The 24368-nt window shown below is 43.3% G+C and carries 29 protein-coding genes, 2 rRNA genes and 1 other annotated feature; of the genes, 3 read left to right on the forward strand and 28 right to left on the reverse strand.

Annotated features, from left to right (window positions below; genetic code table 11):
• The first annotated feature begins 5 nt into the window (after positions 1–5).
• Positions 6–716 (forward strand): DUF6198 family protein, encoded by a 711-nt coding sequence (locus BLW39_RS03290; protein WP_059377693.1) that lies wholly within the window; start codon positions 6–8, stop codon positions 714–716.
• Positions 717–752: 36 nt separating this feature from the next.
• Positions 753–1142 (forward strand): VOC family protein, encoded by a 390-nt coding sequence (locus BLW39_RS03295; RefSeq protein ID WP_059377696.1) that lies wholly within the window; start codon positions 753–755, stop codon positions 1140–1142.
• An 82-nt stretch (positions 1143–1224) separates the two neighbouring features.
• Here the strand turns inward: BLW39_RS03295 and trxB are convergent, their stop codons facing one another.
• The 24 genes from trxB to miaA all read right to left on the reverse strand — a co-directional run bounded on the left by trxB (position 1225) and on the right by miaA (position 22371).
• A complete protein-coding gene (gene trxB, locus BLW39_RS03300; RefSeq protein WP_059377698.1) occupies positions 1225–2166 on the reverse strand; it encodes a thioredoxin-disulfide reductase in 942 nt (313 codons plus the stop codon).
• Between the two features lie 104 nt (positions 2167–2270).
• Positions 2271–3146: a UTP--glucose-1-phosphate uridylyltransferase GalU gene (gene galU / locus BLW39_RS03305; protein ID WP_059377706.1), complete on the reverse strand. Its 876-nt coding sequence runs from the start codon at positions 3144–3146 to the stop codon at positions 2271–2273.
• A gap of 70 nt (positions 3147–3216) precedes the next feature.
• Complete coding sequence (locus BLW39_RS03310; protein WP_059377712.1) at positions 3217–4227, reverse strand: NAD(P)H-dependent glycerol-3-phosphate dehydrogenase; 1011 nt, start codon at positions 4225–4227, stop codon at positions 3217–3219.
• Positions 4220–5185, reverse strand: coding sequence for an HPr(Ser) kinase/phosphatase (gene hprK / locus BLW39_RS03315; protein ID WP_059377714.1), 966 nt, complete (start codon positions 5183–5185; stop codon positions 4220–4222). The genes BLW39_RS03310 and hprK overlap by 8 nt, the downstream gene beginning before the upstream one ends.
• A gap of 4 nt (positions 5186–5189) precedes the next feature.
• Positions 5190–5543 carry a phage holin family protein gene (locus BLW39_RS03320; RefSeq protein WP_059377716.1) on the reverse strand — a complete coding sequence of 118 codons (354 nt, stop codon included), beginning with the start codon at positions 5541–5543 and terminating at the stop codon, positions 5190–5192.
• A 99-nt stretch (positions 5544–5642) separates the two neighbouring features.
• Positions 5643–6317, reverse strand: coding sequence for a phosphate signaling complex protein PhoU (gene phoU / locus BLW39_RS03325; protein ID WP_059377719.1), 675 nt, complete (start codon positions 6315–6317; stop codon positions 5643–5645).
• Between the two features lie 116 nt (positions 6318–6433).
• Positions 6434–7201: a phosphate ABC transporter ATP-binding protein PstB gene (gene pstB / locus BLW39_RS03330; RefSeq protein WP_059377723.1), complete on the reverse strand. Its 768-nt coding sequence runs from the start codon at positions 7199–7201 to the stop codon at positions 6434–6436.
• Entirely contained in the window at positions 7198–7962 is a 765-nt protein-coding gene (gene pstB / locus BLW39_RS03335; RefSeq protein WP_409360005.1) for a phosphate ABC transporter ATP-binding protein PstB, read from the reverse strand. Before pstB (BLW39_RS03335) ends, pstB (BLW39_RS03330) begins: the two co-directional genes overlap by 4 nt.
• Before the next feature lie 85 nt (positions 7963–8047).
• Positions 8048–8932, reverse strand: coding sequence for a phosphate ABC transporter permease PstA (gene pstA / locus BLW39_RS03340; protein ID WP_059377731.1), 885 nt, complete (start codon positions 8930–8932; stop codon positions 8048–8050).
• Positions 8932–9855 (reverse strand): phosphate ABC transporter permease subunit PstC, encoded by a 924-nt coding sequence (pstC, locus tag BLW39_RS03345; protein WP_059377734.1) that lies wholly within the window; start codon positions 9853–9855, stop codon positions 8932–8934. Before pstC ends, pstA begins: the two co-directional genes overlap by 1 nt.
• Before the next feature lie 8 nt (positions 9856–9863).
• Positions 9864–10754, reverse strand: a complete 891-nt coding sequence (locus tag BLW39_RS03350) for a phosphate ABC transporter substrate-binding protein PstS family protein (RefSeq protein ID WP_059377736.1) — start codon at positions 10752–10754, stop codon at positions 9864–9866.
• 178 nt (positions 10755–10932) lie between these two features.
• On the reverse strand, positions 10933–12051 hold the full coding sequence (gene recA, locus BLW39_RS03355) for a recombinase RecA (protein ID WP_059377738.1): 1119 nt from the start codon (positions 12049–12051) through the stop codon (positions 10933–10935).
• A gap of 128 nt (positions 12052–12179) precedes the next feature.
• On the reverse strand, positions 12180–12758 hold the full coding sequence (gene pgsA, locus BLW39_RS03360; RefSeq protein ID WP_059377742.1) for a CDP-diacylglycerol--glycerol-3-phosphate 3-phosphatidyltransferase: 579 nt from the start codon (positions 12756–12758) through the stop codon (positions 12180–12182).
• Between the two features lie 11 nt (positions 12759–12769).
• Positions 12770–13630 carry a helix-turn-helix domain-containing protein gene (locus tag BLW39_RS03365; RefSeq protein ID WP_059377745.1) on the reverse strand — a complete coding sequence of 287 codons (861 nt, stop codon included), beginning with the start codon at positions 13628–13630 and terminating at the stop codon, positions 12770–12772.
• An 8-nt stretch (positions 13631–13638) separates the two neighbouring features.
• Complete coding sequence (gene yfmH, locus BLW39_RS03370) at positions 13639–14910, reverse strand: EF-P 5-aminopentanol modification-associated protein YfmH (protein WP_059377747.1); 1272 nt, start codon at positions 14908–14910, stop codon at positions 13639–13641.
• A 3-nt stretch (positions 14911–14913) separates the two neighbouring features.
• Positions 14914–16176: an EF-P 5-aminopentanol modification-associated protein YfmF gene (yfmF, locus tag BLW39_RS03375; protein ID WP_059377750.1), complete on the reverse strand. Its 1263-nt coding sequence runs from the start codon at positions 16174–16176 to the stop codon at positions 14914–14916.
• Between the two features lie 62 nt (positions 16177–16238).
• Positions 16239–17081 carry an amino acid ABC transporter substrate-binding protein gene (locus tag BLW39_RS03380; RefSeq protein WP_059377753.1) on the reverse strand — a complete coding sequence of 281 codons (843 nt, stop codon included), beginning with the start codon at positions 17079–17081 and terminating at the stop codon, positions 16239–16241.
• Positions 17078–17719, reverse strand: coding sequence for an amino acid ABC transporter ATP-binding protein (locus BLW39_RS03385; protein ID WP_059377756.1), 642 nt, complete (start codon positions 17717–17719; stop codon positions 17078–17080). The genes BLW39_RS03380 and BLW39_RS03385 overlap by 4 nt, the downstream gene beginning before the upstream one ends.
• A 4-nt stretch (positions 17720–17723) precedes the next feature.
• Positions 17724–18365 (reverse strand): amino acid ABC transporter permease, encoded by a 642-nt coding sequence (locus tag BLW39_RS03390; RefSeq protein ID WP_059377759.1) that lies wholly within the window; start codon positions 18363–18365, stop codon positions 17724–17726.
• Positions 18366–18436: 71 nt separating this feature from the next.
• Positions 18437–18669 (reverse strand) — a binding site (T-box leader).
• A 39-nt stretch (positions 18670–18708) separates the two neighbouring features.
• Positions 18709–19236, reverse strand: coding sequence for a rod shape-determining protein MreD (gene mreD / locus BLW39_RS03395; protein ID WP_059377761.1), 528 nt, complete (start codon positions 19234–19236; stop codon positions 18709–18711).
• 1 nt (position 19237) lies between these two features.
• The gene (gene mreC, locus BLW39_RS03400) at positions 19238–20092 is read right to left on the reverse strand and encodes a rod shape-determining protein MreC (RefSeq protein ID WP_059377763.1); all 855 of its coding nucleotides are present in this window, start codon (positions 20090–20092) and stop codon (positions 19238–19240) included.
• 89 nt (positions 20093–20181) lie between these two features.
• Positions 20182–21189 (reverse strand): rod shape-determining protein, encoded by a 1008-nt coding sequence (locus tag BLW39_RS03405; protein ID WP_059377766.1) that lies wholly within the window; start codon positions 21187–21189, stop codon positions 20182–20184.
• A 98-nt stretch (positions 21190–21287) separates the two neighbouring features.
• Complete coding sequence (locus BLW39_RS07050; protein ID WP_170124522.1) at positions 21288–21461, reverse strand: hypothetical protein; 174 nt, start codon at positions 21459–21461, stop codon at positions 21288–21290.
• Between the two features lie 16 nt (positions 21462–21477).
• Positions 21478–22371 carry a tRNA (adenosine(37)-N6)-dimethylallyltransferase MiaA gene (miaA, locus tag BLW39_RS03410; protein WP_059377769.1) on the reverse strand — a complete coding sequence of 298 codons (894 nt, stop codon included), beginning with the start codon at positions 22369–22371 and terminating at the stop codon, positions 21478–21480.
• Between the two features lie 84 nt (positions 22372–22455).
• Between miaA and BLW39_RS03415 the strand changes: the two genes are divergently transcribed.
• Positions 22456–22641: a DUF3042 family protein gene (locus tag BLW39_RS03415; protein WP_059377777.1), complete on the forward strand. Its 186-nt coding sequence runs from the start codon at positions 22456–22458 to the stop codon at positions 22639–22641.
• Positions 22642–22676: 35 nt separating this feature from the next.
• Here the strand turns inward: BLW39_RS03415 and BLW39_RS03420 are convergent, their stop codons facing one another.
• The 4 genes from BLW39_RS03420 to BLW39_RS03435 form a co-directional block, all read right to left on the reverse strand.
• On the reverse strand, positions 22677–23075 hold the full coding sequence (locus tag BLW39_RS03420; RefSeq protein ID WP_059377785.1) for a rhodanese-like domain-containing protein: 399 nt from the start codon (positions 23073–23075) through the stop codon (positions 22677–22679).
• Positions 23076–23204: 129 nt separating this feature from the next.
• A complete protein-coding gene (locus tag BLW39_RS03425; protein ID WP_059377788.1) occupies positions 23205–23903 on the reverse strand; it encodes an adaptor protein MecA in 699 nt (232 codons plus the stop codon).
• A 143-nt stretch (positions 23904–24046) separates the two neighbouring features.
• Positions 24047–24163, reverse strand: a 5S ribosomal RNA gene (rrf, locus tag BLW39_RS03430).
• Between the two features lie 79 nt (positions 24164–24242).
• Positions 24243–24368 (reverse strand): 23S ribosomal RNA (locus tag BLW39_RS03435); the annotation flags it as partial.

Raw genomic sequence — 24368 nt, forward strand, 5'->3', positions numbered from 1 at the left:
ATTTTATGAATAACGCAAAACGGACAATCACTTGGCCCGTTGCTCTTAGTTATTTCGCTTTCTCATTGGTGATTAACTCAATGGGTAATGTGCTAACGATTGTTACCAGTCAAAAAATCCACCCGGCTATTTTGGGGTCTGCCTATTGGACAGCTGCCCAAAACGGGTTAAACCACTCATTGAACGGTAATAGTACAACACTATCACTCGTATTCTTCGTGGTTGGTATGTTAATCGCTATTTTGAACATGGTTTTGGAGCGCAAGATCGACATCAAGCGTTTCCTTGGAAACTTAGCCTTTATGGTACCTTTCTCAGCCTTGATTTCAGTCTTTGCAAACACTTTCTCAAAGATTTTGCCTGTCGCTGACACCTGGCCAATGGTTACCTTCTACGTTTTCTTGAACTTCTTTGGTGTTTCATTAATCGCGATTGCCATTTCAATTTATCAGCGGACCAACATCGTTTTGCACCCTGCTGATGACTTGATGCAGGTTCTTCGTTTCAAGTACTTCAAGGGTAATGCCGGTATTGCTATGTGGGTTTCATATATCCCACCTACCATCATTGGTATCATTGCCTTGATTATGGTTCCTGACTTTACCAACTACGGTATTGGAACAGTCTTTGCCTTCCTCTTCCAGGGAAACATCACTGGTTGGGCAGACACTCATATCTTTAACAAACTTAAGCACCAGGGAATTGCTGTCGATTAAGACACTTTTTTCAATTTGAAAGGACGGGGTTCTCTTATGGCCTTTACTGATTATTTTGATGATATTCAACACGTTGGTGTTCCAACACCTGATTTGGACCGAGCTGAAAAGTTCTGGACAAGTATTGGTTTTGAAAAGACTGGTGACTTTCAAGAAGGTGGACCAGTTAAGTTCTTCAAGTATGGCCACCTTGTTATTGAAACATGGTTGTCAGACGAAGGCACTGGTAAGCCAGGATCAATCAATCACATTTCAATGAACACTTCTGACGCTGATGCAGCCTTTGTGGCAGCTAAAGAACAAGGATTGGACTTGATTGATTCAGAAGTACAGCACCTCCCCTTCTGGGACAATGGCATTAAGTTCTTCAACGTACGCACCCCTGATGGTGTGACCTTGGAATTCTGTGAAATTGTCAAAGGATAATTCATAAACGGAAAGCCCCAACTACAGTAAATGTAGTTGGGGCTTTTTATTTTGTCTAAAAAAACTAAATAAAAAAAGCCAATTACTTGGCTTTCAGTGTTGATACAAATTGATAGGCTTCTTGCCCTGCTAGGCCGCCATCCCCGACAGCAGTCGTGATTTGACGTAAATCCTTAACACGAACATCACCAGCGGCAAAAATTCCTGGTACGGCTGTTGCCATCTTCTCATCGGTTTTAATCCAGCCTTGGTCATCCGTAATGCCAAGGTTAGTAAATACTTGCGTATTTGGCTTTAAACCAACGTAGATAAAGATACCACTTTTTTCAACAACGGAATCTTCCCCTGTCTGGTTGTTGTGCAAGGCAAGCTTTTGAACAGCCTCACCATCACCCTGAATAGCAGTCACTTCAGTATTCCATACGAAGGTCACATTATCCTTGGCAAAAGCTCGTTGTTGCAAAATTGGTTGCGCCTTCAACTTATCACCACGAACATAAACAGTAACATCTTTTACAACGTCAGCAAGGTAAAGGCCCTCTTCGACGGCGGAATCACCACCACCGACAACGGCAACACCCTCACCCTTAAAGAAGGCACCGTCGCAGACAGCACAGTAAGAAACACCTTTTCCTTGGTATTCTTCCTCACCGTCGACGCCGAGATGAACGTGTTCTGATCCGGTAGCAATAATCAAAGCCGGTGCTTGAAAATCACCCATATCCGTATGGACCAATTTCTCTTGATTATCTAAGAGCTCAACCCCGGTAATCATACCAAATGTATACTCTGCACCAAACTGTGTTGATGAGGCATACATTTTTTCAGCCAAATCAGGTCCCATGATGCTATTGTAACCAGGATAATTTTCTACTTCAGCCGTATTATTCATTTGGCCACCGTAAATTCCCTGATCAATCATCACAGCCCTCAATTCGGCCCGTGAGGCATAAGTAGCAGCAGTCATACCAGCTGGGCCGGCACCGATGATAATCACATCGTATTGCTTGACTTCTTCTGTCATGTTGAACGGAACCTCCTTTTTTCTATGACGTTAATTTTAACTCCAAAAACAAATTTTGTCCAACAAAAAAGAGGTATACCACCTCTTGTTTTGTTACTTAATTATTAAAGCTTTGCGGCCAATTCCTTGATATAAGCGCGGAGTTGGTCCTTTGTTTGTGGGTGTTTCAAACCAAATTCGATATTTGTTTCCAAGAAACCAATCTTTGAACCAATGTCGTAACGATCACCCTTAAATTCGTGAGCGTAGACGTGTTGACGGTTGTTCAATGAATCAATGGCGTCAGTCAATTGAATTTCACCACCCTTGCCAGGCTTTGTCTTTTCCAATTCTTCAAAGATTTCTGGCGTCAACAAGTAACGACCGATAATGGCCAAGTCAGAAGGTGCTTCTTCTGGCTGTGGCTTTTCAACAAATGACTTTACTCGATACAAACCATCTTCCTTCACCTTAGCGGCTGGGTCGATAACACCGTATTCTGATACTTGTTCGTGTGGCACTTCCAAGACAGCCAAAGTTGATTCACCAGTTTGATGGTAACGATCAATCAATTGCTTTGTCAAAGGTACTTCATCTTGCATCAAGTCATCACCAAGCAACACAACGAATGGTTCGTCACCAATGAAGTCCTTAGCAGTCAAGATGGCGTCACCCAATCCCTTTGGATGTGATTGCCGGATAAAGTACATGTTGATGTCAGTAGTTTCTTCTACCAAGTTCAACAATTCCAACTTGTTCTTTTCACGCAAATTGGTTTCTAATTCAGGGTTAGAATCAAAGTGGTCTTCAATTGAACGCTTCGACTTACCGTCAACAACGACAATATCTTCAATTCCAGAAGCGATTGCTTCTCGAACAATATATTCAATTGTTGGTGTATCAACAATTGGCAACATTTCCTTAGCCAAGGCCTTTGTGGCTGGCAAGAAACGGGTTCCCAAACCAGCGGCCGGGATAATGGCTTTACGTACAGGTTTCATTTCTTCCTACTTTCATTTCATGCATCAGTTGATGCTAAAGTATTCTTTCTTAATTATAACAGAGATTGGCTTAGTCTTCAGCCTTTAATGGCCGGGTCATCAATGAGGTAATCTGTTTTTCGATGTCAGCCCCTTCATACAAGACCCGATAAAGGGCTGTTGTAATTGGCAAATCGAGGTGATTAGCCTGACTATATTCATAGACAGCCTTGACTGTGTTCACACCCTCAATGACCATCCCCATTTCTGCCTGCACTTGTTCGAGCTGTTGTCCTTGCCCAAGCGCTCGACCAGCACGGAAATTGCGTGAATTTGGTGACATCCCAGTCACAATCAAATCACCAATTCCGGCTAGTCCTAAGAATGTTTCCGGTTGTGCACCCATTTTTTGCCCAACTTCACGCATTTCAACTAGTCCACGAGTCAACAACGCCGCTTGCGCGTTAACGCCATAGCCGAGGCCAATTAACATTCCGGATCCCAAGGCAATGATGTTTTTCAATGCCCCACCCAATTCAGAGCCAAGCAAATCTTGGTTCGTGTATGGCCGGAAGTGCTGGTTGGCTAAAGCAGCCTGTAGCACGCCCGCAGCGGCTTTATCCGTTGCACCAATTGATACTGCAGTCAAATCACCCTTGATAACATCTTCAGCGTGAGATGGGCCAGAAACAACCGTTAAAGCTGAGTAACGCTCGGCCGGCACCACTTCTCTGAGCATTTCAGAAATCCGTAAGTGAGTCCCTTGCTCCAAGCCCTTGGTAGCATGGGCTAAAATTACTTGTTGGTTCAAAGATGTTAAAACAGCGGCTAGTTGCTCGCCTACCGTCCGAATCGCCTTGGTTGGAACAACCACCAAAACTAGGTCAGCACCCTTAACGGCCGTTGTCATATCAGCCGCAGCTTGCAACTTTGGTGATAGTTGGGCGCCAGGCAAGTACTTTTCATTCGTATGCTGCTGATTGATTTCTTCTACCTGATCTGCACGGTGCGACCAGATTTGTACATCAACATCGTTAATGGCCATCGTATTGGCGAGGGCCGTTCCCCAAGAACCGGCACCTAAGACCGCAATTTTAGTCATGCTTTTTTGCCTCTTCGTCTTCTTTTTGATTTTCTTGAATGGCAACATCCATTCGCTTTTGCAAAGTTTCTAAGGCATCATAGCCCATGCTTTGCGTCCTGAACTTCACAGCCGCAGCATCAATCACTGATGCAGTGTTTCGACCTGGCGTAACGGGTACCACCATCTTCTTAATTTTCACACCCAAAACGTCCAGGTACTCATGTTCATTACCCAAACGGTCAAAGTTTTCTTCACCAATCTTACCGTTAGAAAGATGAATATTGAGCATAATCGAAGCGTGTGAACGAACCGAAACGGCCCCGTAAACCTGTTGGACATCAATAATTCCAACACCACGAACTTCCATCAAATTTTGCAAAACTTCAGAAGGTTGACCAATCAACCGTTGTTCATCTTCTTGATGAATATCTACTCGATCATCAGCCACCAAACGGGCCTTACCCTGTTGGATTAATTCCAAAGCGGATTCAGTCTTACCAATTCCGGCATCACCGGTAATCAATACCCCTAGACCGTGAACATCAATCAAGACACCGTGGACAGACTGCCGTGGCGCTAATTCACCACCAAGATAATAAGTCATATTTGACAAAATTTGTGATGACGTCAAACGGGTATTCAAAATTGGAATATGAGCTTCTTCAGCGGCTTGCTTCAATTCATCAGCAATTGGCAAATTGGTTGAGACCACAAAGGCTGGCGTCTGTTCTGAAGCCATCTTGCGATAAACCATTAACAATTCATCATGGTTCATTCGTTCTGAAAATGACGTTTCCGTGATTCCCAGTAGCTGCACCCGTTCTGGTGCATAATAGGTGAAATAACCGGTCATTTCTAGTCCAGGACGAGAAATGTCAGCTGTCGTAATCACCCGATCCAAGTAATCATGCCCCGCCACAATCGTCAAACGAGTGTGATCAACTAGGTCCTTTACTGTAACAGTGGTCTGTGCCATTTGCTTACCTCCGAATTGTAATTTCCTTTTGACCAGTAAAGATGAAATTTGCCAAAGTCAGTAATATTGCCACTAACATTGCCCAACCAAATGAGGCGAAGGCAAAGCCGTGAATCAAATGTGCCGTGATTTCTAACAAGATTGTGTTAATCACCAAAATAAAGAAACCAAGTGTCAGCACAACTAAGGGTAATGAAACAAATACTAATAGTGGTTTAATTAACCGGTTTAAAAAGGCGAGTACAATTGCTGCACCTGCAGCGGTCGCCATGTTTGCTAAGATAAATCCATTTGGAAATAGCAAAGCACAGGCTAGAAAAACGGCCATGTTGATTGCCGCTTGCATTATAAAACGCATAGCCCCTCCTTTACGATACAGTTCTTCGTTTACCCCTATTATAACAAAGTTTCAGCCAACAAAAAAAGGAACCTGAAACGGTTCCTTTACTTTATTCAATTAGATAAAGTAGTTGTAGCCAGGGTTCAATTCGATGATCTTACCCGTACGCTTGTAAACAATCCACTCTGCAATATCAGTTGTGTAATCACCAATGCGCTTGATGTACCCTGCAATCACAAGGTAATCGGCAGCAGAGTCAACCAATTCAGAGTCTTCCTTCATACCATTGACAGAGTCTGTTCGAACCTGTGCAGCGGCATTTGAAAGTTGGTGGTTCTTAGTAGCAATTGTTTCTGCACCCAAGGCGTCATTCTTAACGTAGAAGCCCATGACCTCAGAAACCATTTGAGCGACCAATTCACCCATTTCACCCAGCTGCTTTTCAACAGCCTTCATGTGCTTTGTTCCCTTCACACGGATAGTTGACGTGGCAATGTTTCGTGCTTGGTCTCCCATTCGTTCCAAAACGGAAACGGCCTTCAAAATCGTAACGATTTCACGCAAGTCCGTTGTAACCGGTTGGTACAAGGCAATCATTTCAAATGACTTCTTTTCCAAGGCCGCTTCACGCTCATTGATCTTGTAATCGTGATCGATTACCTTATGAGCGCCTTCACGGTCATGCTTAATGAATGATTGAACGGATGCTTGAATGGTCTTAGCAACCTGTTCACCCATTTCAGTAAAAGAAGTATCCAAATCAGCTAATTCTTCATCAAATAATCGACGCATGACAAATTCCTTTCATGTAACCTGTTTCTCTCTAATAACAGTAGGGCATTTTAAAGCAAAGATATTTTTTGAACAGCAAGAATGTTGGGCTTATTAGACCAATCATTTCGTCGTTTTTATCCAAAGCGACCTGAAATATAATCGGCAGTTTCCTTCTTCTCGGGCTCCAAGAAAATCTTACGAGTATCCCCATATTCGACCAAGTTTCCACTTAAGAAAAATGCCGTCTTATCAGAAATTCGTGAAGCTTGTGATAAGGAATGAGTCACGATAATCATGGCATACTTGTCACGCAATGAAAGCAGTGTTTCTTCAATATTGTGTGAAGATACTGGATCCAAGGCTGAAGTTGGTTCATCCAACAACAAGACATCTGGCTTAGTAGCCAAAACACGTGCAATTGAAACACGTTGTTGCTGACCACCTGATAGACCAAGGGCTGACTTGTTCAAATCATCTTTGACTTCATCCCAAACGGATGCAGCGCGCAATGATTCTTCGACAGCTTGATCAAGAACCTTCTTGTCCTTAACACCTGCCAAACGCAAACCAAAGGCCACGTTATCGTAAATTGAGAATGGGAAAGGATTTGGTTGTTGGAAAACCATTCCAACCCGCTTACGCAAATCAACGGTATCCATCGTTGGTGCGTAAATATCCTTCCCAAGAAGGTTGAAAGAACCCGTCACAGTGACGTTTTCTTCCAAATCATGCATCCGGTTCAAGGCGCGCAAGTAAGTTGTCTTACCAGAACCTGATGGTCCAATCAAAGCGGTAATCCCCTTTGAGTTGAAGTCCAAATCGATTCCGTGCAAAGCTTCCTTATCGCCATACCAGAGCTTAACGTTACGAGTTTCTAAGATTGTTTCACTTTGTTTTGTCATCCAAAATTACCTGAAATATAATCATTGGTCAATTCCACCTTAGGACGGGTAAAGATCTTACGAGTCAAATCGTATTCGATCACCTTTCCTTGGTGCATAAAGGCCGTGTAGTCAGAAATCCGCGCAGCTTGTTGCATGTTGTGCGTCACAATAATGATTGTGTAGTCTTTCTTCAACTCAAGCAATGTATCTTCAAACTTAGCTGAAGAAATTGGATCCAAGGCTGATGATGGTTCATCAAGCAACAAGATATCAGGCTTCAAAGCCAATGCTCGGGCAATCACCAAACGTTGTGCTTGTCCACCAGACAATGAAAGGGCTGACTTGTTCAAATCATCCTTGACTTGATCCCACAACGCTGCTTGCTTCAAAGTCGTTTCCACGATTTCATCAAGCTCTGCCTTGGTATACTTACCACGGCGCGTCAATGGGAAGGTAATATTGTCATAAATTGACTTAGCAAATGGGTTAGGACGTTGGAAAACCATTCCAATGTGGCGACGCATTTCATAAACATCAATGTCTTGTGAATTAATGTCTAGTCCACGGTACCAAATGTGACCAGTCACATTGGCAACACCATCATTCATTCGGTTCAATGACCGCAAGAATGTTGACTTTCCTGATCCAGATGCACCAATTAATGAAGTAATCTTATAACGTTCAAAACGCAAATCACCTTCACTAAGGGACAACTTATCACCATAGCTAACTTGCAAATCTTCCGTTGACAAGGCAATTTCGTGCTTATCATCTTCCATCGGAATGATGTAGCGTTCAGGTGCCTTTTCCGGAATAAAATCTGATACTGGTTTTAGTTCTTGACTCTTATCTGTCATGCTAACCTCACGATTTTGTCAACTTCTTATAAAGAAGTGTTCCCAAACGACGTGCACTAAAGTTAAAGATCAATACAACGATAATCAATACCGCTGAAGCTCCAGCTGACACGAGTGACAAGTCCGGCATAATTCCTTCAGAATTAATCTTCCAAATGTGAACCGCCAAAGTTTCCGCAGGACGGAATGGTGACAATGGAGAAGCCAAGTTGAATGGGTTCCAGTCGCCAAAGTCAAGTGATGGTGCTGATTGACCTGCAGTAAAGATCAATGCAGCGGCCTCACCGAAGACACGTCCAGCCGAGATAACTACCCCAGTAACAATCGATGGCACAGAAGCTGGCAAGATGATGTGAATCACCGTTTCAAAGCGGGATAGACCCAAAGCTGCACCCGCTTCACGTTGCAAATCAGGAATTTGACTCAACGACGTTTCAATTGAACGAGTCAGGATTGGCAAGTTAAAGAATGTTAGGGCAATCGCTCCTGAAATAATTGAAAAGCCTAACTTCAACTTCACAACGAAAATCAAGAATCCAAACAACCCAACAACAACTGATGGCAATGATGACATCACTTCAATTGCAGTACGAACCATTGAAGTCCAGATAGTTGGCTTTGCGTATTCGTTCAAGTAAATTGCCGCCCCAAGTGCGATTGGGAAAGAAATCAACATGGCCAAAATCAAGAGGTAGAAGGAATTGAATAATTGAATACCAATTCCACCACCAACTTCAAATGATCGAGCTTGAGCAGTTAAGAAATGCCATGACAAATGTGGCACTCCTCGAACCAAGATAAAGGCCAGCATCGCTGCTAGCACGAGCGCTACTAAACCAGCAATTGCGTAGATTACGGCTGTAGCAATTTGATCAGCAGTCTTTGCTTTCATTACTTCAGTTCTCCTTTTCGACCAATCCAACGAATCAAGAGGTTAAAGACTAGAGACATCAGAAGTAAGATCATTGCAAGTGACCACAAGACGTTGTTTTGCAACGTACCCATCACTGTGTTTCCAATTCCCATCGTCAAAACTGAGGTTAATGTTGCAGCCGGAGAAGTCAATGATACCGGCATCTTTGCAGCATTTCCAATGACCATTTGTACGGCCAAAGCTTCACCGAAGGCACGTGCCATTCCGAAGACCACAGCTGTCAAAATTCCTGGAGTTGCTGCTCGCAAAATAACTTTATAAATCATTTGCCAGCGAGTAGCGCCAATGGCAAGGGCTGATTCACGGTAGTGTTGTGGAACACCTTTTAGTGAGTCAACTGTCATTGAAGTAATAGTAGGAAGAATCATCACGAACAATACAATCGTTCCTGACAAAACACCCAACCCGGTTCCACCAAAGACAGAACGAACTGCCGGTACAACCACGGCCAAACCAATTACACCATAAACAACTGAGGGAATTCCCACCAGCAATTCAATAACTGGCTGCATGATCCGCGCACCACGCTTCTTGGCAACTTCTGTCATGAAGACAGCTGTTCCAATAGCGAATGGTGTTGCAATCAAAGCCGCTAAGACGGTTACCGCCAACGAACCAGTAATGAGTGGTAATGCCCCAATACCTGGCTGACCCGTCTTAGGGTCAACGACACTCGGGTTCCAATTTGTTCCAAACAAGAACTTACTGACTGAAATTTTATTAGTCGTAAAGGTGGCTAACCCCCGAGTGATAACAAAGCCGAAAATTAAGATAACCACTAAAGTGATTAATAGCAAAGCAAGAGCTGAAATGAATTTACCAAATCGATCTTGCTTGGTTGACAACGAAGTTTTTTTGATTTTTTCGGTAATAAGATCCATTGTCCGACTTATCCCTTCTGCTTAGCAGTAATGTTACCATGTAGGTCACGTTCAATCTTCATATTTGAATTTGAGATGTAACCCAACTTTGGCACGTACGTTTTCTGTACACGATCTGAATTAAAGAAATCCAAGAACTTAGCAACTTCACCTGTTGGCTTGCCCTTAGTGTAAATGTGTTCGTATGACCAGATTGGGTAAGCCCCATCTTCGACATTGGCATCAGTTGGTTGTACACCGTTGATGCTTGCCCGAACAACATCGTTTGACTTATAAGCGAAGGCAACGTAAGAGATGGCTCCAGGGGTGCTCTTTACAATCGACAAGACCATTCCTGATGAATCTTGTTCTTGTGCTGAAGCACTCTTCTTACCACCCATGGCCCACTTTTCAAAAGCGGCCCGAGTTCCGGAACCGGCGGCACGGTTGACAAGCACGATTGGCATGTCCTTACCACCTAGTTCACTCCAATTTTTAATTTTACCGGTAAAAATATCGGTTAACTGTGCCAGTGTCAAGTTATTAACACCAGCTTGCTTATTAATGATTGGCGCAATTCCAACGACTGCGACTCGATGATCAACTAAATTCTTTGTATTTATCCCCTTTTTCTCTTCGGCAAAGAGATCTGAGTTCCCTAAGGAAACAGCTCCCTGAGCAATTTGCGACAGTCCAGTACCACTTCCACCACCTTGAACGGTAATCGACACACCAGGATGAGAACGTTGATAGTCCTCTCCGGCAGCTTCAACCAAAGGTTGCAGTGCAGTTGATCCAACTGCAGTGATAGGTGCGGTGTTGCCCTGCTTATCTCGGTTTTGATAGGCAAAACCTAAGATTACAGCGAGAACAACGACGACAGAGGCCACTATCCATGACCCACGATGCGATCTTTGCATGATTCCTCTTCTCCCAACTGGGTGCAAAAGATTATCCTACAACAACAAGTACCTATTCCAAACTACTTTGAACAATATGTGTTACATCAAATTATTCGCTTCAGTTAAGAACAAACACATTATAACAAAAAAAAACGTTTTACCAACGTTTTTTAATATTAATTTATTATTACTTTTTCTAAATAATTGGCTCGTCCGTAAGACCGTCATCATCGTGATTTTCTACACTTTTAGCATCGGTTTCATCAGGCCCAGCCTCACCGGCAGGTTGGTCACCAATCCCATATGCATTCCGGACTTGCGTGTAAATATCTTCACGTAATGCCGCATGTTCAGGATCGTCCAAATATTCTTTGGCTTTTTCACGACCTTGACCAATTCGCTCACCATTATATGCATACCAAGCGCCAGCTTTGTCAATAATGTCTTGGTCAACAGCCAAATCAAGAATTTCACCGGTCTGTGAAATTCCCTTTCCATACATGATATCAACTTCAGCAACCTTAAATGGTGGCGCAACCTTATTCTTGACGACCTTGACCTTGGTCAAGTTACCAGTCACATCGGCTCCATCCTTAATTTGGGTTGAACGACGAACTTCCAAACGGATTGTTGAATAGAACTTCAAGGCCCGACCACCCGGAGTGGTTTCGGGATTACCAAACATCACACCGACTTTTTCACGAATCTGGTTAATGAAAATGGCAATGGTTCCGGTCCGGTTCAATGTTCCAGCTAACTTTCGTAGGGCTTGTGACATCAAGCGGGCCTGCAAACCAACGTGGGCATCCCCCATTTCCCCTTCGATTTCTACTCGAGGAACCAAAGCGGCAACAGAATCGACAACCACCATATCAACAGCACCAGATTGAACCAAGGCATCGGCAATTTCCAGTCCTTGTTCCCCGGTATCAGGCTGTGATAGCAACAATTCATCTTTTTTAACACCAAGTGCTTCGGCATACTTAACATCCAACGCGTTTTCAGCATCGATATAAGCCGCTGTTCCACCATTCTTTTGAATTTCAGCAACAGCATGCAAAGCAATCGTTGTCTTACCTGATGATTCAGGACCATAAACTTCAATAATCCGGCCCTTTGGATAACCACCCACACCAAGGGCAACATCCAACTTCACAGAACCAGATGGTGAAGTTTCAACTTGCGTCAAGGCGTTATCACCCAACGTCATGATTGACCCTTTACCAAAGTTCTTTTCAATTTTCTTTAAAGCTTCGTTTAAGGCTGCCTGACGGCCGTCCTTCTTACTCTCATCGCTTGTCTTTTTTGCAACCATGCATGATACTCCTTCAATGTCTATCAACAGTGTACGGATTTTTTTGATAAAAAGCAAGGGCTTTTTCGAACATTTGTTCGCCTCTTTTCCCTTCCTATTTGTTTAGACGAAAAAAGCGCTTTGCGCGCTTATAATCCGTCTGAAAAAACTGAACGGCTTTTCCAGAAATATTCAGCCCCAGAGTAAATCGTAAAGATTACAGCGAGGTAAAGGAGCACTTGTCCAATTGGGAAGTTAACCAAAGCAAATGGCCAATCCTTCAGGTAAAGGAAAACAATGGCAAACATTTGCGAAAATGTTTTAATCTTACCAGGCCAAGCTGCAGCCATCACAGTCCCATTGTTTTCAACCACAAGGGTCCGCAAACCGGTAACAGCCAATTCACGAATCACAATCACGGCCGTGACCCAGGCTGGAACCTGGTGAAAGGCAGTCAAATAAATCAAAGCGGTCATTACTAAAAGCTTATCAGCTAGTGGATCGAAAAACTTACCGAAGTTGGTCACCAAGTGTTGGCGTCGGGCAATTTGTCCATCCAAAAAATCAGTAATGCAGGCCACTGCAAAGACGATTGCTGCGGCAACCCAACCAATGGAAAGGTTCAAATCATGATTAACCACGGTCGCGTCTTTTAAAAAAATCAAAATCAACATAAAGACGGGAATCAAGACGATTCGAAAAACCGTGAGTTTATTTGGTAAATTCATTTTGTTCTCACTTACTTATTTAAATTCAAAACAACGTTCCAGGTCGTTGCCGCCGGGTTCGTTGGCAAGTTTGGCAAATCAATGTGTTGGTTATTGATTGTCAAGTTGACATGGCTGACCTGAGTCACTTGGATGTTAACAATTGGTGTATTAGCAGGCAAATCAACGGTCTTTTCATCGTTTTGGTTCATCCAACCATTAAACAAGACCTTACCCGTTCCATCCGTTACCTTCAAATTGCTGCCACCATCCTGGCCCTTAGCCACCAACTTATGGTCTGAAGCTAATTGACCAGCAACATTATAAGTCGTTGTCAACTGGGCCGTATTGGTCTGAGCTGTACCCAGGTTAATGGCGGCCTTATTACTTGATGATGAAGAAACTGATGATTGTGGCACAGAAGAAGAAGCTACTTCAACCTGCGTGTTCGAGTTTGACTGATTTGAACCAGAGCTAGCCCGAGTCACCACAAACCAGGCAACCAAAATCACTGCCAAAACAATAATGGCTAGCCAAATTTTAGGAATCCAACCACGAAAGCGCGACTTAAAGGTCTGGGTATTATTAACCCCAGCACGAACAACACCGTCTTCATCACGGTGAGCATGCGACATATCACCCAAAACTTGAGGATCAAATTCAACATCATCAAACAAGTCGTCAGGGTTCAAGCCCACTGCCTCAGCATATTGCTTGGCAAAGGCACGGGCATAGAACTTTCCTGGCAAGACATCCAAATCACCATCTTCAATGGCTTCTAGGAAGCGCGGTTGAATCTTGGTCAATTCAGACAACTGCTCAATTGAATATCCCTTTCCTAGACGTGCTTCTTTTAACTGTTGACTCAGTTCACTTTCTAAATATTCAGTCATTTTTTCTCTTACTTTTCTAAAATTAAGCGGCTCAAACGACCACCTTCAAAAAGTCGTTTACCGCTTGCTAATACGTCTTCTAAGTTAAAACGTGTCGTCAAACTTATTTTATCAAATAGTGATAGACCATACAAGATTAAATCTTCGTCCAAGCCTAAGCGCTCGGGCGAATTTTGGCTGGCTAACATTTGTCCGGCCATTGCTTTTTTTAACCGGACAAATTCTGCCTCTGCAACCTTTAAAACATTTTGCGCTTCTGCCAGGCGATCAATAATTGCCTTTTGAGCTTCCGCTTGGTGTTGGCCATCGACAAAGAAGGTCAGATAATGATAGTCCGGCAGGTTCGTGTACTCATAATCGAAGTCATCGCCAAAGATTCCTTCTTGGTACTTTTCCTGAAACCAGGTTGTTTGATCACCAAAAATCAAATCTAAGGTCAATTCACCTAGGAGGGTTTCAGAAACCCGGTCGGTTGCCGTTAGAGTACTTGGACGGGTAGGCAAACGGAGCCCATAGGCCGCCTTTGGCACTGATACCTTGACTGGCAATTTTCGGTCAAAATTACTTTGCTCAAGCAGTGTCACATTTGGCAGGGAGATAGCTGATTTGGGTAAAGCTACTTCTGTTTGCACCTGGTCTACCAATTGATGGACTTGCTCAAAGTCAAAGTCACCAACGACTGTCAGCTCTAAGTTTTCTGGTTGATAAAAGACAGCGTGAATTTGATAAAGTAAGTCAGCACTGATTGCTTGCAGACTCTCTGCCGTACCAGCAATATCAAGGCTCAAAGGGGATTTTGGATAGAGCAAGCCCAAAATCCCTTGATAAAGCTGCCATGCTGGGTCATCTTGGTAGAGTTTAATCTCTTCCTCAATAATTCCCCGTTCACGGCTCACCTTGGCCTCGGTAAAGTAAGGCTTTTGCACAAAGGTCAGTAACCAAGTCAAATTTTCGGCTAACTGGTTGGTAGCCGTAAAATAGTAAGTAGTTTGATTAGGGCCGGTAAAGGCATTCGCATCAGCCCCCAATTCAGTGAAGCGTAACAGGGCATCCCCCGCTTCCTTATCAAAGAGCTTGTGTTCCAAAAAGTGGGCGGTCCCTGCCGGAATGACAACCTCTTCATTTTGCCCGTCTCGAAATGCCGTTATCAACGAGCCAAATTTAGTGGACAAAGCGCCCAGTAGCTGGTGGTAGCCCGGCTTTTTGATCAACGTCACGTGCAAACCATCGATGGTTTGGAATTTTTGCACTTCCTGTTGTTTGCTTTTTACTACTGCCATTTCTCACCTACCTGGTTCCAAAACAAAGTCTGTGGTTATCGTCAAAGTCGCTGCAAAATCTTGGATTTCTTCCAATGTGACGGCTTCGACCCCCTTCATAAAGGCTGTTTCATCGCGGTTAATGCCACGCAAAGTCCGAGCCGCTAGCGACAAAGACTGAAAGATTGGTGAATCCTGACGAACCAAATAATCATTGATAATCGCCGCTTTGGCGGCAACCAGCTGTTCTTCGGCTAAATGGCCCGCCTTAACAGTTGCGAGTTGTTCAGCTAACAAAGTGCGTAAGCGATCCTGTTGTTCTGCATCATAGCCAGCAACGACCGTTATCAAAGCCAAATCTGGTTGTAGCCGTGAAGAAATACTGTAAGCCAAACTATTCTTTTCGCGGATTTCTGTAAAGAGCAAGCTAGCCGGTCCTTCACCAAAGACGGTATTAAAGACTAAAGCAGTAAAGTAACCTTGCTCAGAAGCGGCACCTTGACCCAATTGGTAGTTTTGCACCAAAACTGCCTGTTGCAAATCAGGCTTTGTTTGCACCTTTTTAGAAAAGTCTGCCAACTGTGGCACCTTTGCCCGAAACTCATTCCGATTTGGATTAGTCGGCCAGGACCAAGCCGTTAAAGCTGTCACCAAGTCTTCTTCAGCCACATCCCCAACGACACTAATCAAAACTTGGTCGTTAGCCAAGAGAGCAGCATGGGCCGCCTGGAGTTCCGCCAGTGACAGTGCTTGAACCTCTTCTTTTGTCCCCAAAATTGATTCCTGGATAGCGGAATCAGCAAAGGTCAACTGCCTTGCTTCGTCTAAAGCCAAAACAACCTTGTCATCTTGCCGACCTAAAATGGCCTGGGTGAGGTTTTGCTTTTCTTGCTTAATCACTGCCTGACTGTTTGCGCTCTCCCAGTCGAAGTTAAAAATCATCGATTGTAAAAAGCTCAGTCCTTCAGCCAATAGATCATTAGATTCCGGTAACTGACCGGGCTGAATAATTTGTAGAGATGCCGTCAGCAAGTCCAAATCACCAATGGTTGAGACCTTCGTTTGAAAGTTAGCCCCAAAATAATCGATCAGTTCCTGTGAGACTGCTTGTTGGTTGGGAAATTCTTTGGATGAGACCGCCATTAAATAGGAAAGTAATGCTCGCTTACTGGCCATTCTCGTTTGCGCTTTTTGAGCAAAGGTCACCGTGATGTTGACCGTTTGATATTGTGTTTTTGGCAGGTAGAGCAACTGTACTCCGGGTGCCAATTGAGTCGTTTTTGTCATATGCTTATCTTAACCGATTTATCCAAAAGAAAAAACGCCAACCGGCGTTTTTTTGTCACAATTTAGTTTTTGGCAAACCACTTATCTTCCAAAGATTGGATATAGCCATCTGCTCTCAACTTATTCAATTCCTTATTAACTGCCTGACGCAATTGCTTGTCGCCCTTACGGAAGCCAACAACGTCTTCAGTCACTGGGAAGCTACCTGTCAAAACCTTGTATTGTGAAGGATCTGCTTGGTGACTGATATAGTAGCGGGCGTAGTCTTCATCAACGAGCAAACCATCAATCCGGTTCGCATTCAAGTCGGTAAAGGCCTTATCAACCGTGTCATACTCAACGGGCTTTTGATTCTTGATATACTGCTTCAACACCTTTGGCTCATCATTCAAAACTGATTCACCAGACGAACTTGTTTGAACACCCAAAGTCTTACCAGTCATATCAGAAAACTTATTAACACCTGCTGTCTTCTTGACGACGACTGACAAAGCAACCTTGTGGTAAACCTGAGAAAAGGCTACTTTCTTAGCCCGGTCAGGCGTCTTGGTATAGCCATTCCAAATGGCGTCAATATTACCTGTGTTCAATTCCGTTTCCTTCATTGACCAATCAATTGGCTGCCACTTAACTTTGATACCCAAATTGGCAAAGACCTTGTTAGCCAAATCAACATCAAAGCCTTCCAACTTACCGGCAGAATCCCGGAAGCCCATCGGTACAAAGGTATCGTCCAAACCAATCGTAATTAGCTTTTCTTGCTTGATCTTTGTCCAGTTATCCGTTTGGTCGGCCTGACTGTTGTTCTTTGGTTTTGATAAGAAGGTGAAACAAGCAACCGCCAAAGCTAGGAAGACCACGATAACCGTCGTATTAACGATGACTTTCTTTTTCATTGAAATCATACGCGCTTGACCTCCTTTTCAAAATCAAAGACCGTATCCGCAACTTCATCAGCAAACGGCAAATCGTGGGTCACGACCAACTGTGTGACGCCGGCCTTCTTAAGCGCCTTAATGACTTGCACCACCTGTTCGGTGGCCTTTTCATCCAAGCCTGAAGTTGGCTCATCGTAAGCAATAATTTGTGGGTCCATTGCTAATGCTCGAGCAATGCCGACCCGCTGCTTTTGACCACCTGACAACTGATAGGGATACAAATCAGCTTGCTCCGTTAGGCCAAGGGTTGCCAGCAATTCATCGGCCTTTTTTTCAGCCGCCGCCACTGACATCTTCTTGACTATGATCGGTGCCAAGGTCAAATTCTTTTTCACCGTCAAATGTGGAAAGAGGTTAAAGTCTTGAAAAATCAAACCAACTTTAGCGGCTAAGGCTGGATCACCAACCGGATAGGTTTGACCATTCAAATCAATCGTTCCTGCTTGAGCATCTTCCAAGCCAGTCAAAGTCTTAATCAACGTTGTCTTTCCTGAACCGGAAGGTCCCAAGACAACCAAGACTTCCGCATCAGATAGAGAAAGTGATAAGTCTTTGAAGATTACCTTATCTCCGTATGTTTTTGTCAAATTTTCGATTTGAATCATGGGCTTACCTCCAAATGCTCAAGCGCTTCTCGCTGCGACGCAAGGCCACCGTAACGATTCCAGTCATAATCAAGTACATTAAACCAACAATCAAGTAAGGCACCAGTGAAACATCTCGACTTGCCGCAATCGAACCTGCTCGAAGAATATCACCCAGGCCAATTACATAAATCAAAGAGGTGTCCTTAACCAAATTCACCACTTCGTTACCAAATGATGGAACGACAATTTTGATAACCTGCGGCAAGATAATCTTGAAAAAAGTTTGTGCCTTGTTAAGACCCAAGACTTGGGCGGCATCAAATTGTCCCTTAGGAACTGCCTGCAAACCACCACGGAAAATTTCTGCCAGGTAGGCGGCATAGTTAATAATAAAGGCGAATGCCGCTGCATCGAAGCGAGTCATGGAAACCCCAACCATTGCCAAACCGTAGTAGAAGAAAATCAGTTGCAGCAATAATGGTGTTCCACGCATCAACCAGATATAACCGTTCACCAGCCAGCGAACACTGAAGTATGGTGACCGCAATGCCAACGAAACTAAAATTCCTAATGGCACCGAGCCGACGATGGTAATAAAGAAAACCCCCAAGGTCATCTGCAAACCGGAAGCAATCCCCGGTAAAATTTCAAAAAAATAGTTCATTTTCATTCCCCCACTTTCTTTGTGGCCATGGTCCCAAGCAAATAAAAAACGCCCTCTAAGCGCTTAAGCACTTAGAGGGCGAATTTTCGCGGTCCCACCTCATCGTTGTTTCTTCATTACTGAAAAAACCTCATGGCGTTAGTTTCCTAACTACCGGCAAGATAACGGTTGCGACCGATGCTACCTACTGTTAGTTCAATAGCACACTCCCAGGAGTGTTTCACCAATCGCCCTTACCTACTCGCAATTCCCGCAGGCTTCCTGAAAAGGGTCGATTGGCTACTCGCCTGGTCAACGTTTTAATTTATGGTCATTATACATAGGCATTTTCAAAAATGCAAATTTATGTTAATCGTTGGAACAATGACCAAGAAGGATAATAGGCTAAAGCCGCAATCACCAAGTTCAAAAAGGCAGTTGGCAAAACGTCTTTAATAATAAACGGTAACAGCGAAAGATTGGCAATATTGATGATTGAACCAGCAACATAGGTCACCAGTAAGTAGGTCAATAAACCAAGAAGCAAAAGCAATAGGCCAGACATAATTCGTTCGTCAAAGTAAGGCCGTAGTTTTTGCATTAGAATCGTTGCGGCCAAAAAAGCAACCGTATAAGTTCCTAAAATTTCAGTGTAATAAATATCAAACAGCACTCCAATGCCAACCACATAAAAATAAAATGGCAGATGATCTGCAATTTCGAATTGCACACCGTAAAAGAGCCAAATCAGCGTCAACATTGGAATAATATGGACTGGCGGATGGAGTAAAAATGAACCAAATGATGACATCAGGTTACCATCGACAAAGAACAAAACCAACAAAATTAGTGGATAAATAATTTGTAGTCGAATAAATTGCCAACCTGCCATATTATGATCCTACCTCTGTCTTTGCAACCAAAACCGTACTCAAACGGCTCAAATCAGAACTTGGCTGTATATAAATCTTTCGTGACAAACCATAATCATCGGTCGTCACCTTAGCCACTTTTCCAACCAAAATACCTTCAGGCATCATACCACCCAAACCAGATGTGACCACTTTATCACCCGGATTAATGGCCTGTGTTTCGGTAATTTGTCCCATCACTAAAAGCTTTTGATTGACATCGTAATCGGTAATAATCCCGTTGACGTCGCCTTGACTACCCTTGACGGTAATCGCAAAGCGGTTGGTATCTTCACTTGAATCAGAAACCAACGTCACCTTTGAATTGACCGTATTCACTTCTGAAATTCGACCAATCAAACCTGAATCGCCCAAAACAGGCATTCCCTTTTTAATACCAGACTTGGCCCCCTTGTTAATCACAAGTTGAGACTGCCAGGTCGTTGGTGAGCGGGCAATCGTCACTGCTGAGACAGTATCGTAATCGGTCAACGATGCCTTCAAATCCAGTTGCTTCTTCAACGACTTATTCTCGTCTTCCAAGGTTTGGAGACGAACTTGAGTTTGAGCATAACCATCAAGTTTTGACTTCAACTTTTTGTTTTCGTCAAATGTGGATAGCAAATTTGACAATGAATTAGCTCGAGTACCAATGGCATTGGTTGGTGCGGAAATCACTCGCGAAACCCCACCAGTAATGTCATTGACCATTCGTTGGAACAACGGTGGCGTGTTCGTCTTATTAGCCCACCAGTTGGACCCAGTAATTAAACCGACAATCACCAAAAAGCCAACCATCAGAATAACTACTGTTTTGGATGAAAATAACTTACGCATGGAATAATCCTCTCCACTCAATCCGTTTTGAAAACAAAAGCGCAGCGCACGGCGCTACGCTTCCTAAAACAGATAATTGACACTAATTTTTAGTTACGTTGCAAAACTTCCAAAGACTTCAAAGATTCACCAACGCCCTTAACAACAGCATCCAAAGGATCCTCCGCTACAATAACCGGCACCTTTGTAATTGATTCAATCAAAGCTGGCAAGCCACGCAATTGTGCGCCACCACCAGTCAAAACCATTCCATGATCGATAACATCAGCAGAAATTTCTGGCTGTGTTGATTCCAAATTTTCGCGAATAGCATTCACGATTTCATTGATTGGATCTTGGATAGCAATTGCAATGTCTTCTGCAGAAACTTCAATTGTTTTTGGCAAACCAGTCAATAAATCACGACCACGAGCAGTAGCAGAGTCCATTGACTTAGCGTCTTCAGTTGAAACCGTTCCGACTTCAATCTTCAAACGTTCAGCGGTTGCTTCACCAATTGCCAAGTTATTGTTATTACGGATATATGAAGTGATTGCATCGTTGAGCTTATCACCGGCAAAACGCGTTGAACGAGCGGCAACGATTCCACCAAGAGAAATCGTTGCCACATCAGTTGTTCCACCACCAAAGTCAACAACCATTGAACCAGTTGGTTCCATAACTGGCAAACCGGCACCAATCGCTGCAGCAAATGGCTCTTCGATGACATAAGCATCCTTAGCACCGGCAACACGGGCAGCATCAATCACTGCACGACGTTCCACAGCAGTAATCCGAGCTGGTACACCCAAAGTCACATAAGGCTTTCCAACACGACCACCAAGAGCCTTGTTCAAGTAGTAAGAAATCATGGCAACCGTTGTGTCATAATCAGCGATTACGCCATCACGCATTGGACGAATAGCTGCAATACTTGCAGGAGTACGGCCAAGCATTTCTTTTGCTTCTTCACCAACAGCAATTACTTCTTGCGTTTCAGTGTTACGAGCAACAACAGAAGGTTCACGTAAAACGATTCCCTTTCCTTCGACGTATACATAAGTATTTGTCGTTCCTAAATCAATACCAACGTTATGTTGTCCAAATGATAATGCCACGATTTTGCCTCTCAATTAGGCTGGTTTAATCAGTCCAGCCATTCTTTAATATAGTTTACTTGATTATTATTGTAGCATACTTTAACCGGCGCGACAGGCTATTTTGCACGAATATAAGTTACTTTACCAGCCCGATGAGCAATTCCCTTCACCGTGTTTTGATACGGAAATGCTGACCAGGCTTTTTGAAATGCCGGGAAATTTTCCGACTCAACTTCAATTTTGTCAATTTTCCCACTGCGTAAATCCAGTAATGCTTGTTCAAAGTCCATCTTTTTGTTTCCTTTTTTATTCGGCTAAAAATTCTTTCACTTTGGCATCCGCATTTGCAAAAGCCTCATCACCATTAATCCATTGTAAGCCAGGAATTTGGTGCCGCCAATAGGTTAATTGGCGTTTGGCATACCGTCTTGAATTTTGTTGGATATGCTCAACAACCTCTGGCAAACTTTGTTCGCCAGCAAAGTAAGGATAAAATTCTGCATAGCCAATCCCGCGGCCAGCTTGTAATGCAAGCCCGCCTTGTTCAAACAACGTCCGGGCCTCTGCTTCAAGGCCTTGGTCAATCATTAATTGAACCCGGCGGTTAATCCGACCATATAAGACTTCTCGATCCCAATCAAGGGCCAAAACCAATGGCCGATATGTTGGCCTTTCTGGTCGGTCAACCTTCCCGTTTTTAGCAATTTGAAGAGCCCTAATTACTCGGTCTTTATTTTGTAAGTCCACTTGCTGTAATAACTCTGCTGAAGCAACTTGCTTCAATTCGGCTTGTAAAACTGATAATGGACGCTTTTGATCTCTCGCAACTTCTGCCGGATTTGATTTAGCAAAGTCTAAGGGTTGATAACCCAACAGAGCCTTAACATAAAAGCCGGTCCCACCAACCACAACTGGGACCTTTCCAGCAGCTACGATTTGCAAAATTGCTTGGTCAGCCAAATCAATAAAGTCGGCCACCGAAAAATCAGCCGTCATTAAGCAAACATCTAACAAATGGTGCGGGATGCCTTGCCTTTCTAAGACAGGCGTCTTAGCGGTTCCAATATCCAGACCGCGATAAACCTGTAGCGAATCGGCCGAGACAATTTCACCATTATATTTTTTGGCTAACTGTATCGCTAAATCTGACTTGCCAGAAGCAGTCGGACCGGCAATCACGATAACAGAAATCGGTGGCATAATTACTCCAATCAATAACAAATGGGGATTTACAAAGCTTATTCATTCAACGATAATGGAAGAAAAGAAGTTAGGAGATAAGCTATGAAAAAAGAATTTAAATTTGGACTTGCAACTGGTGTCGTTGGTTCTGCCATTGCAGCCGTTTCTGCTGGCTTTGGTTACCACAAATTGGTGAAAAAACCTCAACAAAAAGCGGATGAAGACTACGAAGCAGTTTCCAAAGCTGCCGTTCGTAAGTCCGTGGCAGCCCACCAATCACGCTTCTAATTACTACTAAAAAAGAATCGCTAAGCGATTCTTTTTTATTTCTTCGTTTCAGTTAACTGACGGTAACCACCAGCCATCAAAAACAAGCGATTCTTAGCAACGCCTTCTTTGCGCAAATGCTTGGCAACAGAACTTGGTCCTTGCAAAGTATCTCCATACAAGTAGATATTCATATCCTGACGCAAACCTGACTTACCTTGGTTAAAAGATAAAGCCGGCATATTACGTGAGCCCTTTAAATGTGAGCGCTTGTATGGTTCTTTGTCACGAACATCAACAAGTTGTCCGTGATCTTCATCTTGTTGCTTAATGAAAGCAGCAGTTTTCAAAACCGTCCCACGGCTGCTTGCCAAAAAGCGAGTAATGATTTTGCTCAAGAAATAAAAAACAACCCAGAAAAACAAAACCAGGGTAATGGTCCATAAAATGTTCATGAAATTCACTCCAGAATTTTAAATAATATAGTTATTATACCGACTTTCAGACAACAAACCAAGCCCGACACCTAATTGGCAAAGAAAAAGCAAGGTTTGAATCAACCTTGCTTAACCCTTCATTCAAATTTATGCTTTCGCAAAAAACTGATTTAATGCGTTCACCGCATTATCCTTAAATAAGACTTGACCATGTTCATCCAAGACGGACTGACTCAACTGTGAATAACGACCAAACTCCACAATGGTGGCAGATAAGGTGTTAAAAGCCTCTCGGGCCATATCAGCAGCTGTTGTATCAAGAACCATAATATAACGGTCCTGATAAGCATAAACAGTACTCTTACCAGTGAAATCAGCCAAACGTTCAGAAAGCGCTAGCAGTTCCTCAAAATCGGTCAGTTCAACCAAATCAACATGACCAACCACCGATTCACTTTTTTCGACCGTCTGGTCATCACGAGACATCAACGCCATCTTTTGTTCAAAAGAAACATCATCGATAGCCTCTGATGAAACTTGACTCGTATTACTTTCCTCACTTCGATCACCTACAATATTAGCTAGTAAATCATTTAAGGCATCCTGGTCATCCAACCGAGAAATAAACAATTCAAGACCGTTCTGATTAGGTAAGACCTGGAAGGATACCTTATCGTTATCAACGAAGTCTTCTGCAGTATCGATTTCGGATAAAATATTGTAAAAGAAAGATTCAATTTTATTGCGATCGCTTAGTAAGTCTCGAACTGAAGTACCCCGATCTTGCAGATCTTCGTTTTCGATCATCACCCTGATGGTGTTATCGTTAATTCGTTCCATTTCCATAAGCATTCACCTCAACTTTGATTAACTACAATGCCAAACCAAAGCATCCTTGTAACTATTGACTATATTTTAAACTGTATGTAAATAAAAAACAACAGAAGAATCATTAATTAATTCTTCCATTGCTTTTGTAATTATGTACGGCATCGCGTCGTCCTATCCTCGCAGCCAGCGTTCCGGCAACTACTTTCGGCGCTATAGAGCTTAACTTCTGTGTTCGAGATGGGTACAGGTGGTTCCTCTATGCCATCAACACGACACCTTGAGCTTTTACACTCAAAACTAAATAATCGTTACTCTTCTTTTTTCTAAATCAACCTCTTGCTACTCATTGACTCTTTGGTTAAGTCCTCGACCGATTAGTACTAGTCCGCTCAACGTGTCACCACGCTTCCACTTCTAGCCTATCTACCTCATCATCTCTGAGGGGTCTTACTCTATTAATTAGATGGGAAATCTCATCTC

This window comes from Fructobacillus pseudoficulneus, assembly GCF_900108455.1.
GTDB classification, from domain to species: domain Bacteria; phylum Bacillota; class Bacilli; order Lactobacillales; family Lactobacillaceae; genus Fructobacillus; species Fructobacillus pseudoficulneus.